We start from the raw sequence: 13,608 nt of genomic DNA, 5'->3' as shown, positions 1-13,608 counted from the left end.
ATGCTCTTAATCATTATACAATAATTTTGGCATAACAGCAATTCAGAGGATTAAAACGCTTTCTCTAATACTTTAAGCAGCTCTTCTGCCGTAGGGACACGAGGGTTAGTCGGAGTACAGCCATCATGCAGAGCAGCTTCTGAAATTTCTACCTTGTACTGAGCAAAAGCATCTGCTTTCACACCATATTCTCTGAGAGAAGTTGGCATCTCCAGCTTTCTTTGCAGTTTCTTGATGGCTTCAACCAGCTGTCTTACTCCTGACACAGGGCTTGAAGCACTGCATCCCAGTAGTTTGGCAATATCCTGATAGCGGCTTGCTACAGTCTTGTCTGTCGCCTGCCGGTTCCGATTGTTGAATTCGATACCAGCATTATATTGAATGACATGGGGCATTAAAATACTGTTTAAACGACCATGAGGTACATGGAACTTAGCACCTGCCGCATGTGCCAGACTGTGATTGATACCCAAGGAAGCTGTGTTAAAGGCCATACCAGCCAGAGTGGATGCTGCATGCATCTTTTCACGCGCTTCTACATCCTGACCATTTTTGTAGGCTTTAGGCAGGTATTCAAAGACCAGCTTGATTGCCTTTTCAGCCAAGGCATCAGAGAAGTCCGTAGCCTTGGTCGAGACATAAGCTTCAATGGCATGGGTCAGTACATCCATTCCAGTGTCAGCCGTGATGTTACCAGGAAGTGACAGAACCAAATCCGCATCTAAGATCGCAACATCCGGAAGGATTTCTTTGGTCACTAAAGGATATTTGGTACCTCTCTCTGCATCCGTGATGACAGAAAAGGACGTTACTTCAGATCCAGTTCCGCTTGTCGTCGGAATGGCGATGAGAATGGCCTCTGAGAAAGCACCCTGCTTCTTGGCAAAATAATACATAGCCTTGGAGGCATCAATGGCAGAGCCTCCGCCAATAGAAAGCACAATGCTGATTGGCTTGTCTCCTGCACTCTTGATACCAGCCACAACCGTTTCGATTGGCGGATCAGGCACAATATCTGTGAAAACAACAATATCATTGCTGTCATCAAAGTTGGCTAAGATAGCATCCAGCGTGCCAGATGTCTTCAAAAAAGGATCGGCAACGACTAAAATATGCTCGTTTTTATAATGACTTAATTGCTGCAGAGCGCCCTTGCCCACATGCAATTCAGTCTTATAGGAAATCTTATACATCTTTTCTCCTTTCTGTTGTATCTATTTTTAAACAAAAAGAAACTATATGAAAATAAGACTGCTCCCCTACACACGTCACAGCATTTTCATATAGCTTCATTGCTTATTTATCTTCAGTACCCCTTTGTACTATATTGAATTATAACACAAAAGCGCTTTCAAGGCAATGAAAAAGTCATTAATATAAGAAGTTTTTAGTGCCGCATCTCCTTACAAAGCCAAGCTTATTTGAAGAATTAAATTTTTATTAAAATTTAGTTCATTTTCCTTGTAATTCCCTGTGAAAGGTGTTATAATTTAGTTACTAGGAAATTGATTTTAGTACTTTTAAGGATATGGAAGTCTGGTGCAAATCCAGCGCGGTCCCGCCACTGTGATAAGCTTTTCAGCTTTAAGTCAGGTCTTTATTCTTAAATTTTAGTAGATTTCATGCCTCGATGTAAGGTAGTGATGTCAGTTTGGAACAAACATTTTAGCTTAGTTTCCATTATTGACTCTACGTTTAAGTACGTTAATTTTCTAAAGATGAGGTTTCACTTGTCTTTCTGCAAAGGAGCAGAGTCAATAATTGGAAAGCTAGTGCTAATCAACGAAGCTTAGCATGAAGATACAATGATGTATAGGCAGCTTTCTTTTTTTTAGAAAATCAAAATAAGTTCTGTCCTTCCAAGACTCAGTAGGAGTCAATTTGGAAAGACAGAACTTTTTCTGTTTCTTTTTATCACTGGCGCTTGCTTGCCCAACGCTCAACATCCGCCTTGGTGATATTGTGGAAGACCTTGGCACCTCTTTCATAGGCGATGTCTTCCTGGTTTTTAGTAAAGTTGATTACTCGAGCCAAGGCAAAGAAGTAATCTGATAGACGGTTGACAAAAATCAGGACATTATTGTTAATTTCTGTAGTCCACATAGCCCCTACGATATGACGCTCTGCCCGTCTTGCAATGGTCCGAGCCACATGAATCATGGAAGCAATCTCGTCACCGCCTGGCAGGATAAACCTTTCCAGAGCCGGTGGAATTTCTGCGTAGGTATCAATCCTCTCCTCAATCCAGTCAATCAGCTGCTGATCGACTTTGTAAGGGTAAACTCCTTGAGGAGTAGAGAGGTCTGAACCACAGTCAAAGAGATAATGCTGCAGCTGGAGCAGCTCATCTCTCAGCTTATCATCCTTGTCCAGCTTGGTAATAGTATAACCAATCCAAGAGTTCAGCTCATCAATGGTTCCGTAAGCATTAACTCGTTCCGCATCCTTGGCGACACTTTGGCCACCAACTAGCTTGGTCAAGCCCTTATCACCTGTTTTTGTATAGAGTTGCATATTTTTCCTCCTTTAAGTCACATTTTTGCGAATATCAACATAATCTTCTTCTTTCAAGCTGCCTTCTGCAAACGTTGGCATGTGCTCCATGGTATAAACAGCATTTTCCAGCAGAAAGAAAGCCAAAGGACAACCCGAGCCTTCACCCAGTCGCATGTCCAGCAAAAGCATGGGCTCCAGTCCTAGAAAGTCACTGACCAGTCTGTAAGCAGGCTCCGTCGATGCATGAGAAGCAAAACTATAGTCCAAGACATGAGGAGTCAGCTGATGGGCAATCAAAAGCCCCGTCAGAGAGATAAGACCATCCACTACACAAGGCAACTGATAGTGGGCACAGGCAAGATGAGTGCCTGCCATAGCCAGCATATCTAGCCCACCAAGCTTAGCGGTCAGATCCAGAATATCTCCATAAGGAGCGTGACGATCCAGACACTGCTGAATAATGGCTGTTTTATGAGCCTTCATATCCTGAGTCAGACCAGCTCCATAGCCTGTGACGTCTTCTGCTTTAAGGCCGAGAACCGCTGCAATGACAGCAGCTGAGGTGGTGGTGTTGCCAATCCCCATTTCTCCTGTTCCAAAGAGACGATAGCCGTCTTTGATCAAGGCCACTGTCTTCTTGTAGCCGACTAGAATTGCCGCTATAGCCTGCTCGCGAGTCATGGCCTGCTCCTCGAGCATATTACGCGTCCCATGACAGACCTTATCCTCATTCTCCTCAAAGATATCCTTCTTGCAGCCAATGTCTACCAGACAGATGTCAGAACCTGCATGTTTGGAAATAGCACACAAGCCTGACTTCCCTGCTAGAATATTGCGAGCAACAGTATAGGTCGTTTCCTGAGGATTGGCAGAAACGCCTTCAGCCACAATGCCATTATCTGCCACGTAGACGAGAACAATCTTCTTCTCCAAATCAATGGGACCAGAAAATATAGCATACAAGCGAGCATAGATGGTCTCAAGCTTTCCCAAGGAGCCCGGCGGCTTTCCTAGCTGATCACAGTAGCGCTGGCCTTCTTGAAGCTTGTCTTTATCTATCGGAAGAATCTGCTCAATAATTTTTTCTAAGTCTTTCAAACTAGTCTGTCTCCTCCCTGACCGGCTGCACCCCTTCAAAAATAATCCTACTCAAGGTCCGAGTCTGATAATAAGCGCCACTGGCTGAGCGAGCTAGTTCAGCCTCTAGCTTGGGCAAGATTTCTAGCTGTTCCCTGTTCAGCAACAGACCAACCAATGTACCACTATGGGCAACATTGAGGCCTAAACACTGGTGTTCTTTTACCAAATTCAGTAATTCTTTCAGATAGGGTTTGGGCAGCCGTTGGTTGTTCAACAAAGCACTATAGCTCGCTAAATGGCCAATCTTTTCCAAACTCTTCTCCTGACAAGCCTCCTGAAAGAGAGGAAGCAAACGCTTAGACTCCTCAGCCGGATAGCTAGGACTGTCCTTCATCCGAACCAAGTCAAGAGTTGTCACCATCTCCACAGGCTCCAAGATATAAACATAGAGCTCCGGTCGCCAGTCTGTCTGCCAGACCACTTGACCAGTCAGGGGATTAATGACCGTCCAGTCCGCAAAAGCCACCGAGTCAGTAGGCTCAATCTTGGCACAGAAACGAGTCAAATCTGATGCCTTTAGAAGCTGCTTTTGTCCCAGAGCAGCTGCCTGCAGGCAGCTAATCATATCAGCAGTGCTGCTAGAATAGCCCTTGCTGATAGGCAGGTCTGACTCCTGAACAAAAGAGAAAGCATTGGCCACAGGCAGGAGCTCCAAAGCTCGCCTTACCTTTTCACCTTGGGGTCTCCCAGCGAGAGACGAAGCTCCGTCCAATCTCACTCGACTTCGCTTCTCAATCCCATAGGAGAGCAAGATCTCCTGCTCTCCTACTAAACCTTGAAATAATTCACCGCAGGAACCTGGACAGGAAACAATTCCCTTAGTCATAAGGAGCCTCTTTCGCCAAGACCTCTGTCAGACAAGCCAGAAGCTGTTCATTTTCCTGATGGTTGCGGATGGCTATGCGGTAATGCCAGTCTGTCAGATCATGATAATTTTGACAGGAACGGATAAAAATCTTTCTCTGCCGAAGCTCCTGACGCAGATCCTGCCGACCTAAATATTCAAAGAAGATATAGTTGACACTAGGCTTGACCGGCCGAATCTGTGAAAATGCAGTCATTCCTTGAAAAAGGAAATCTCTTTCTACTCGAAGCCACTCCTTGGTAGCTTCCTGATAGGCCTGATCCTCCAAAAGGACAGGCAGGGCGTGATCCGCCATAGCATTGACCGACCAAGGAGCGCGGTTCCCCTCTATCTCATCAAAGCAAGTTGGATGACAGCTGAGAGCATAGCCCAATCTCAGACCAGGAATAGCATAAAACTTGGTCAGAGACCGCACCACTACTGTATTTGGATAGGTGGCCAGACAGGAGACGAAGCTATAGTCCTCCTCATCGTTCAGAAAGTCTATAAAAGCCTCATCTAGTATCAAAAAGATTTGCCGTTCCTGCAGGTCCTCAGCCAGCTTTTCTAACTCAGTACGCCGAATCAAGGTACCCGTCGGATTATTGGGATTGCAGATGAGTACAGCGTCTCCTGCAGTTAGTGAATCCAAGGCTGGCAACATGTCATCTAGATTCCACTCATAGGATGGGGAAGGGAGGCTAAAGCGCTCCACCTTGGCCTGCACTTGCGAGAAAGCTTTCTCATATTCCATGAAAGTAGGGCTCAGAGTCAGGACTGTCTTTGGACGCAGGAAGCGGGCCAGCTCATAAAAGACTTCTACCGCACCATTTGCCAGCAGGACATTGTCCTTTTCTAGTCCATGATGATGTGCCAAAAGCTCTCTGGAGTGGCTGTAGCTGATGTCTGGATAATGAACCAGCCAATCAATGGACTCGGTCAGACAAGCCCTCAGCTTTTGAGAAATCCCCAGAGGATTGATATTGGCACTGAAATCCAGACAGTCTTCTAGAGAAAAACCCAATTCCTCAGCCAAAGCTGCCGCATTTCCCCCGTGCTCTACTTTCATAAATAGACATTCCTTCCTCGTTTCCTTGTTAGAATCTAGTATACCATATTCGGCTTTTCGTCCCTAGTCTGACTCCAGATAAGCCTGGAGACGGTCAATTCCTTCATTTTCCGTCGCTGATATTTCAAAAATTTCCTTGGCTCCAGCCGCTTTCAGCTGCCGTCGTGCTTTTTCGATTTGCTCCGGCTGTTCAGCCATATCAATCTTGGTGACAATGCCAATCACTTCTTTATTGAAGAGGGAAGAAAAGCCTTGAGGAAAGGTCTGCATCTGATTGGAAGCCGCCACCAATAGACCAATCACATCAGCTTCTGTTGCTGTCACGTTCAGAGCATTATAATACTTACGATGCTGGAGAAATTCTCCAGGCGTGTCAATGATGGCATCATAGAACTCAATAGCCTGAGTCTTAAAGTAGCTTAGCTCCAAGCCTTTCAGTCGCTGGGTCAGAGTAGTCTTACCCACTCCGACTGGACCGACAAACATGATTTTTTTCATATTTTGCATCCATTCCTCTCTATGACAGGGAACTGCCCGCTATTTGCTGAGCTGGGCTTCCTTACTATCTAGTTTGATAGTTTCCCTGCCATTGAGCAGTACACCTTTATTTTCATCACGGCCTTGCAGATAGTAAAGGGCATCTTCTTGGCCGTAAGTTTCAATTGCCTTGGTTTGCAAAAGACCGATTCCCTTGCTAGGATCTCTCAGAAGATTGAAGATGATACCCATTTGCAGTTTAGGGAAGTCCTTGAGCATAGCATAGTCGCCATTACTGTCACCAGCAATCAGGATTGGTTCTTGATTGTCATGATTGACAGCAATCAACTTCTTGATGGTTTCTGTCTTGCCCTCACCTTGAGTCTGAGCATAATTGGTATCGTATTCTGGCTGAATCACACCCTTATCATCCTTTTTCAGGCGCATAGCAGTGACATTTTCTTTAGGAATATTGTAGCCATACTTAGAATTGCTAGCATAAGGGATAATCACATCGATATAAGACGCTGAGCAGATATAGACATCAATGCCGTTGGCCATCAGAGTCTTGTAGAGATTTTGCATTTCCTTGACTGAGCGAACACCGCGCTTAAAGGTTACAGTGACTTGGCCTGACTCACCTTTCAAGCCTTCAGGACTTTCCCAAGTTTCAGAAGTCAGCTTGTCCTCAAGAGCTTTGTCAATAGACTTTTCAGATAGGGCTTGAACTTCTTCAGAAGTCATACCTGCATAGAGGTAGGTCACCCATGGATAGCTAATATCCGAACTGAAGGTGTCACCAATCGCTTCGTAAAGATAGCGGAGTTTAGCAGCAAAGTCTTGGTATTCATCGGTCTTTTTGACTTCTTCCAGAGACTTGTCCCCTTGCATTCCCTTATAGCTATTATAAATAGCCGTGTAGTCAGAAAGCAAGTCGGCCGCAATCTTGTCAATGTTCACTGGCTCACCATCTTTATTATGGAAATCTTCAACAAAATCGTCGCTCGGTATATTGGTCCGCACTGCTTGGTCAAATTCTTCCGGCGTCATCTTAAAGGCCAGATTTTCAATTTGATAGGTAAAGGTTGCTTCGCCAATATCGTTAATGACTGTCGTATTGTCCCAGTCAAAGACGGCATAAGGTTTTTTATTTTTATCATAGGTAGAGCTGGTGTTCCCATTTTCCTTGATGAGCTTGGTCAGACGGGCATAAAGCTTGTCTTCCCAGACGCCCTTATCCAAAGTCTTAGCCTTGTCCTTATCTGTTGTCTCCGTCTTAGCCGAGGATGACTCAGTCGTCGTCTTATTATTCCCCGCTTGACAAGCTCCCAGAAGCAAAGCCAAACTACAAAGCAGCACAATTCCTTTTGTCCGCATAGAAACAATCCTCCATAAAAAATAATAGTGCGCAAAAAAATGGCATAGAAAACCCCTTTGATTCTGAAACACTCGCTTCATTGCGATCAAATCAGGCTTCCTTGCCATTTTCTATACTGTTATTATATTATAAACTATCTGGCAGACTTTGTCAATGAAGCGCTTTCAAATTTGTAAAAAAATAAAGGCAGAGAAATTATTTCTCTACCTTACTGATTAAAATGCATATACTCTAATCTTCTCAACAAACGTATTGGAGGAAACCAAACGTATTCAAGACTAGACAGATAATCCCCTTCAATTCTACCATTTTTCAGGCACTTGATTTCTCCAGCCTGTGAAAACTTGTGCATAGCCCAATAGATACAAGGGCGTCAATGCGATGCTCAAGCCTACTAAGGCAATAATCATATAGATTCCTGACAGCATAAACAAGCGAGTGATGACTGCTACTGCTGCTGACAGGCAGCACAGGACGATGGCATGAATCTGCAAAATATTGATCTTTTGTTTCTGTTCAAAATATCTCAATTTTGAAACGATTACCATCTGATAGAGCAAATTGATCAGCTGATAAGACAAGCTGAGTATGATAAAAATCATAAAAAATGCTAAGTAGTTCTCACCAAAAAAGATGGAACCCCAAAAAAGCAATTCAAAATGAAGAAATAGGTAAGAGCTGGTCGGAACGACCTGCAGCACCTTGGTATCAAAAAACTTTTGGAAGAGTAAAAAGGCCAGGAACAAAATAAGCGCGTGAACGATAGTAAAATGCATGACCATCATGCTCCGCTCATGCATCTCACCGCGTAAGAAAATCGAAACGATAGATACCAGTGAGATAAAAAACAACTCAATTAAACCAGCCTTATAAAAATCTAAGTTTCTGATTGGATTACAATCCGTAACAAGAACATTCAAAAATTCATAATATCTCTTTTTCATATTATAACTCCCATTTATTAAAAAAATTCCCTAAACTTTGCGGAACTTTCTATAAAAAATTTCCACATTTCATTATATCATATAGGCTACAGGATTAGGAAGTCTTATAAAATATTGGTATATCTATATAGGAGGCAGCCCTTTCTCAATCATTCGCCAAGTTGGCATTTTTCCGCTATAATAGTAAGGATGAACATCAAAGAAGAAATTATTAACTTAGCAAAAGAAATCGGGATTTCTAAGATTGGCTTTACGACAGCGGATGATTTTGACTATCTGGAGAAGTCGCTGCGCTTGGCTGTAGACGAAGGGCGAAATTCAGGATTTGAACATAAGAACATTGAGGAGCGGATTAAGCCTAAGCTGAGTCTAGCCTCAGCCAAGACCATCATCTCTATCGCAGTCGCTTACCCCCACAAGCTCAAGCAGCAGCCTCAGAAAACAACCTACAAGCGGGGCAAATTCACCCCTAACAGCTGGGGACTAGACTACCACTATGTCCTGCAGGACAAGCTGGACCGGCTGGCACGAGGAATCGAGGAGTTGACTGCCGACTTTGAGTACAAGGGCATGGTGGACACGGGCGCCTTGGTCGATACTGCTGTAGCCCAAAGAGCAGGAATCGGCTTTATCGGCAAGAACGGCTTGGTCATCTCCAAGGAATTTGGTTCTTATATGTTTTTGGGAGAGCTCATCACCAATCTGGACATCGAGCCTGATCAGCCTGTCGACTACGGCTGCGGAGACTGCAATCGCTGCGTGACAGCCTGCCCTACTTCCTGCCTGATTGGCGATGGCAGCATGAATGCCAAGCGCTGTCTGTCCTTTCAGACTCAGGACAAGGGCGTCATGGATCTGGAATTTCGCAAGAAGATTAAGACGGTCATCTATGGCTGTGATATCTGCCAAATCTGCTGTCCTTATAATAAAGGCTTGGACAATCCGCTCGCAACAGAAATTGACCCCGACCTTTCTCATCCGGAGCTCCTGCCTTTCTTGGAGCTTTCCAACGGTCAGTTTAAGGAGAAATTCGGTCATGTGGCCGGCAGCTGGCGGGGAAAAAACATCCTGCAGCGCAATGCCATCATCGCTCTGGCCAATGCCAATGATCGCTCTGCCATTCCCAAAATGCTGGAAATTATCGACAAGGGGCAAAATCCGATTCATGTCGCTACGGCTATCTGGGCTCTGGGTCAGCTGGTGCGTGAAGTCCATCCAGAAATGATAGAACTGGTCATGGGCATCAAAAATCCAACTCCGCAAATCCAAGAAGAGCAAGGCCGTTTCCTAGAGAAATTTGGCCTAGAAGAAAAGCTTGTGATAAAAAACTAAACCGCCGAGATAGTAGGAATCTCAGCGGTTTCTTTATTTTTCTTCTTGTTTGCGGATTTCTTTGATGATAGAGCCCATCTTGACTGACTCGTCGCTGAAATAGCGGTAAAGCCGGCCATCTCCATCTCCCATGTAGCTGATAGGAGAAAAACGGTCGCTGCGGAAAGCGTCATGCTCATCAATCAAGTCTTCATCTACCACGCGCCGAGTGACACGGGCGATGACATTGGTCAAGGCACCGCATTCGACCATATCCAGCACCTGACACTCAATGGATACAGGGCATTGGTCTACCAGCGGAGCATCCACGGTCTCGCCGATTGTGTAGCTAAGACCGGTCAGGGCAAACTTGTCCTTGCGGCTGTTGAAGCCAGCAATTTCAGACTCTTTGGTCAAATCCTTCTCAGGGACATTGACAGTGAATTGCTGGTGCTTGGTAATCTCTGTAATGGCATTCCCCTTGGTACGCATGGCAATAACCATCATACTGCCCAAGGAATAAACCGAGCTTGAGGTTGAAATATTATAGCCGTGCACATCATCCTTATAGCCTAAAAAGAAGACTGGAAAGCCGAAGTAAAGTTTTCTCGTTTCAAAAGTACGTTTCATATATGTTCCTTTATTTTTAATTTTAAAATAGATCAGCTAGTTAAGATATTCGTCAGCTGAAATGTCCTTTGTCGCCTATCAATTTTTTTGTCACAGGGTGATGAGCCTGGATAGGAAGCTCAAAGTCCTTTATCTCGTCGACGATTTCCCCGTCTGCCATGACCAAAATCCGATGGCAGAGAGCGTAGCTCAGCTTAAAGTCATGAGAAATGAAAAGATAGGTCAGCTGGTATTTCTCCCATAAATCATACAGGAGGCGCAATAACCTGCCTTGAACAATGGGATCCAGTCCACTTAGAGCCTCATCAAAGATGAGAATATCTGGCTTTAAAAGCAGACCGCGGGCGATACAAATCCTCTGGAGCTGACCACCACTGAGCTGGCGCGCCGGCTGACTTAGATAGCTTTTGTCTAGACCGACATCTTCTAGAATAGCTTCTATCTCTTCTCTAGCCACATCTTTTGGCAGCGCCTCTGTCAAGACCTGCTCGACTGTAAAATGCGGATTGACCGAATGGAGCGAGTCTTGAAAGACCAGCAGAATTCTCACGCCAGAATTTTTGACTGAATAGGGCTGGCCATCCAGTAAGACCTGACCTTGACTGGGCTTTTCCAGACCAATCAGCAATTTCGCCAGTGTACTCTTACCACTGCCGCTCTCGCCCATCAGACCGATAATTTCACCTTTCTGGACGGAGAAGTTACAGTCTTTGACAACCATTTTGCCATCGAATTTTTTAAAAACATGTCTACATTCCAGCATCTTGTCTCACCAACCGTTCGTATGGATTTCCTAAGATAAGGTCTTGGCTATAAGTCTGCGAAGGACTTTCGAGGAGCTTGGCCACCGGCCCTTCCTCCATGATAGCCCCTTGATACATGACAAGCATCTTGCCTCCCAGCTCCCGCGCCAAATGATAATCATGAGTCACTGTGATAATGGTCTTTCCTTTAGCCAACTGCTCCTTTAAGATGAGAATAATCTGCTCGCGATTGTGGATATCCAGCGCCGAAGTAGGCTCGTCCAAAATGATGGTCTCTGGCTCCATGCAAAGCAAGATAGCCAGCATGACCCGCTGCAGCATACCGCCGCTGAGCTCAAAAGGATATTTCTTCAAAAGCTCTTCCGGCTCTCCCAGTCTGACCTCTTTCATAGAAGCTACTGCCTTTGTCAGACAAGCGCTTTTTGAAATCTTGCTATGGCTGCGCAGGGTTTCCCAAAAATGACTTTGAATGGTCTGAAAGGGATTGAACATAGCCATCGGATTTTGAGACATATAGGCCACTCGTCTCCCCCGCAGCTGCTGCCAAGCTTTGAGAGAATTTCGCTCCAAAGTCATGGTGCCGTAGTGAACTTCTCCTTGCAGGCTTAAAGATGAAGGTAGCTGCCCAATCAATATCTTGGTTAAGAGGGTTTTACCAGAACCACTCTCCCCGATAATGAGCAGAGACTGCCCTGCCTCCACTTCAAAGCTGATGTCCTGCAGAATGGTCTTTTGCTCGATTTGGGCTGTCAGTTTCTTTACTGCTATTTTTTCCATATCTGTTTCCAGCCTTTCTCTTCAAAGCATTCGGCAAAAAGATTAAAGGCGACCACCGTCAGAAAGATAGCCAGGCCGGGCGCCAGCATCATCCAAGTTGCTGTTTGAAAATGGCTTCTAGCATCATGCAGCATCATGCCCCACTCGGTAATGTTGGGCTGGACACCGATTCCCAGAAAGGAAAAGCCAGAAATCATGAGAATGATATTCCCGATATTCATCAGCACAATAATCAATATGGGCTTGTAGATAAAGGGCAGGATATGAGTTTTGAGAATATGAATCTGAGAGAGTCCCATGGTCTGAGCAGAAATGACATAGGCTTCCTCTTTGGCACTCTTGACCAGATTGGCCGTCACCCGAGCATAGTAAACCCACTCTATGATGACAATGGCTAAAATCATATTGGTCATTCCCTGTCCTAATATCCCAACTGTAGCTAGCGATAGCAGAAAGCTAGGAAAGGCAGAAATAACATTTGCAAACCATAAGAAGGTTGATTCAGCCTTTCCCTGATACCATCCAATCAGCAAGCCAACTGTTACACCGATAACCACTTCCAGCAGACTGATGGTCAGGGATAAAAAGAGAGAATAACGAGCCCCGTGCAGCAGACGAGACAAGACATCTCTGCCCAGCTGATCGGTTCCCAATAGATGAACAGCGTCAGGAGCCATTAGTTTGTTTGAGATTTCTACATGCTGGGGATCAAAAGAGGATAGATAGGGAGCAAAGAGAGCACAGATGAAGAAGGCCAGCAAAATGACACTTGAAAAAATAAATCGTTTAGACATTGCTCCTCCTTTTTCTGACTCTAGGGTCTATCCAGAGCGGCAGCTGCTGGGTTAGAATATTATTTCCCAAGAATAATAGGCCAAATAAAAGCATACAGCACTGGATGATGGGAAGGTCCACAGACTGCAGCGCATCTACAAAGAGAGAGCCGACACCGTTCCAAGAGAAGACTTCCTCGACAATCAAGGAGCCTGTCAGGAGATAGACCAAGGTCAGGCTCAGGCCTGTCGCAATGGCTGGCAGGGAATTTCTCAAGAGATGGTTCTTGACCAGGAAGAACTTGCTGACTCCGCGCAGGAGAGCATTTTCAACATGGACACTGTTCATCTGTTCCAGCACAGCCTTGCGGATCAAAGCGGTATATTGGCCAATCAATGACATACTAAGAGTCAGACTAGGAAGAATCAAGCTGCTAAGGTCCTGCTTGCCCGAAACTGGCAACCATCTGAGCTGAACAGCAAAAACTACAATCAGCATGTAGCCTAACCAAAAGCTGGGCATGGAAACGCTGGAAAAGGATAGAAAGCGAGTGACCTTATCAAAGAGAGAACCCTTGTAGACTGCACTAAAAATTCCCAAAGGAATGGATGTAAGCAAAATGAGCGCAAAGGATGTCAAGCCCAGAGAAAGAGTCGACTGGAAACGTTCCAACACCAAGGGCAGGACAGGAACCTTTAATAGATAAGACGTTCCAAAATCTCCTTGAAGAGCCTTAGTCAGCCAACCTAGATACTGCTGGGGCCAAGGTTGATTGAGGCCCAGATATTCTCTGGCTTTTTCCAAGGATTGAGGAGTCACTTGAATCTTAGATACCCTTAGATAATTTTCTGCTTGATCAGCTGAGGATAGCTTGGCCAAGAGAAAGGTCAATACTGATATCATCAATAGGGCAGCTAGGAAAGAAACTATTTTTTTAAATAAATCTTTTTTCATAGTCCTTAAAAGAAAAGGGGCGGCTGCTAAGCTTTTCACTTAGCAGCACC

At 44.9% G+C, this 13,608-nt stretch carries 14 protein-coding genes and 1 riboswitch; of the genes, 1 reads left to right on the top strand and 13 read right to left on the bottom strand.

All coding sequences use genetic code 11. From position 1 onward, the window contains the following. Positions 1-50: 50 nt before the first annotated feature. From QZ169_RS00590 to QZ169_RS00555, 8 genes are all read right to left on the bottom strand, one after another. On the bottom strand, positions 51-1,193 hold the full coding sequence (locus QZ169_RS00590; RefSeq protein ID WP_002896393.1) for a 1-propanol dehydrogenase PduQ: 1,143 nt from the start codon (positions 1,191-1,193) through the stop codon (positions 51-53). Between the two features lie 310 nt (positions 1,194-1,503). After that, positions 1,504-1,652: riboswitch (adenosylcobalamin (AdoCbl) riboswitch) on the top strand. A 262-nt stretch (positions 1,653-1,914) separates the two neighbouring features. Continuing rightward, positions 1,915-2,514: a cob(I)yrinic acid a,c-diamide adenosyltransferase gene (locus QZ169_RS00585; RefSeq protein WP_002898218.1), complete on the bottom strand. Its 600-nt coding sequence runs from the start codon at positions 2,512-2,514 to the stop codon at positions 1,915-1,917. Between the two features lie 12 nt (positions 2,515-2,526). Then, complete coding sequence (gene cobT / locus QZ169_RS00580; protein WP_295504125.1) at positions 2,527-3,594, bottom strand: nicotinate-nucleotide--dimethylbenzimidazole phosphoribosyltransferase; 1,068 nt, start codon at positions 3,592-3,594, stop codon at positions 2,527-2,529. A gap of 1 nt (position 3,595) precedes the next feature. Beyond that, complete coding sequence (locus QZ169_RS00575; protein ID WP_295504123.1) at positions 3,596-4,462, bottom strand: kinase; 867 nt, start codon at positions 4,460-4,462, stop codon at positions 3,596-3,598. Beyond that, the gene (gene cobD, locus QZ169_RS00570) at positions 4,455-5,549 is read right to left on the bottom strand and encodes a threonine-phosphate decarboxylase CobD (RefSeq protein ID WP_295504121.1); all 1,095 of its coding nucleotides are present in this window, start codon (positions 5,547-5,549) and stop codon (positions 4,455-4,457) included. The genes QZ169_RS00575 and cobD overlap by 8 nt, the downstream gene beginning before the upstream one ends. A 63-nt stretch (positions 5,550-5,612) precedes the next feature. Next, a complete protein-coding gene (locus tag QZ169_RS00565) occupies positions 5,613-6,047 on the bottom strand; it encodes a EutP/PduV family microcompartment system protein (protein WP_080558718.1) in 435 nt (144 codons plus the stop codon). Positions 6,048-6,086: 39 nt separating this feature from the next. Continuing rightward, positions 6,087-7,403: a haloacid dehalogenase-like hydrolase gene (locus QZ169_RS00560; protein ID WP_295504118.1), complete on the bottom strand. Its 1,317-nt coding sequence runs from the start codon at positions 7,401-7,403 to the stop codon at positions 6,087-6,089. 303 nt (positions 7,404-7,706) lie between these two features. After that, on the bottom strand, positions 7,707-8,348 hold the full coding sequence (locus tag QZ169_RS00555) for a lantibiotic ABC transporter permease (RefSeq protein WP_295504116.1): 642 nt from the start codon (positions 8,346-8,348) through the stop codon (positions 7,707-7,709). Positions 8,349-8,537: 189 nt separating this feature from the next. On the opposite strand from QZ169_RS00555, the gene queG reads away from it, so the two are divergent. Then, on the top strand, positions 8,538-9,680 hold the full coding sequence (gene queG / locus QZ169_RS00550) for a tRNA epoxyqueuosine(34) reductase QueG (protein WP_295504114.1): 1,143 nt from the start codon (positions 8,538-8,540) through the stop codon (positions 9,678-9,680). A 33-nt stretch (positions 9,681-9,713) separates the two neighbouring features. Here the strand turns inward: queG and QZ169_RS00545 are convergent, their stop codons facing one another. The 5 genes from QZ169_RS00545 to QZ169_RS00525 are packed head-to-tail and all read right to left on the bottom strand — an operon-like array spanning position 9,714 to position 13,558. Further along, positions 9,714-10,289, bottom strand: coding sequence for a flavin reductase family protein (locus tag QZ169_RS00545; protein ID WP_049544282.1), 576 nt, complete (start codon positions 10,287-10,289; stop codon positions 9,714-9,716). A gap of 52 nt (positions 10,290-10,341) precedes the next feature. Next, a complete protein-coding gene (locus QZ169_RS00540) occupies positions 10,342-11,052 on the bottom strand; it encodes an ABC transporter ATP-binding protein (protein WP_295504111.1) in 711 nt (236 codons plus the stop codon). After that, entirely contained in the window at positions 11,039-11,830 is a 792-nt protein-coding gene (locus QZ169_RS00535) for an ABC transporter ATP-binding protein (protein WP_295504109.1), read from the bottom strand. Before QZ169_RS00535 ends, QZ169_RS00540 begins: the two co-directional genes overlap by 14 nt. Beyond that, on the bottom strand, positions 11,818-12,624 hold the full coding sequence (locus tag QZ169_RS00530; RefSeq protein WP_295504107.1) for an ABC transporter permease: 807 nt from the start codon (positions 12,622-12,624) through the stop codon (positions 11,818-11,820). The genes QZ169_RS00535 and QZ169_RS00530 overlap by 13 nt, the downstream gene beginning before the upstream one ends. Then, on the bottom strand, positions 12,617-13,558 hold the full coding sequence (locus QZ169_RS00525) for an ABC transporter permease (RefSeq protein ID WP_295504105.1): 942 nt from the start codon (positions 13,556-13,558) through the stop codon (positions 12,617-12,619). The genes QZ169_RS00530 and QZ169_RS00525 overlap by 8 nt, the downstream gene beginning before the upstream one ends. Positions 13,559-13,608 lie beyond the last annotated feature (50 nt).

The organism is uncultured Streptococcus sp. (genome assembly GCF_905372115.1).
Taxonomy (GTDB): domain Bacteria; phylum Bacillota; class Bacilli; order Lactobacillales; family Streptococcaceae; genus Streptococcus.
Note: the sequence above shows the minus strand (reverse complement) of the source record. Positions and strands in the feature narration are given on the sequence as shown.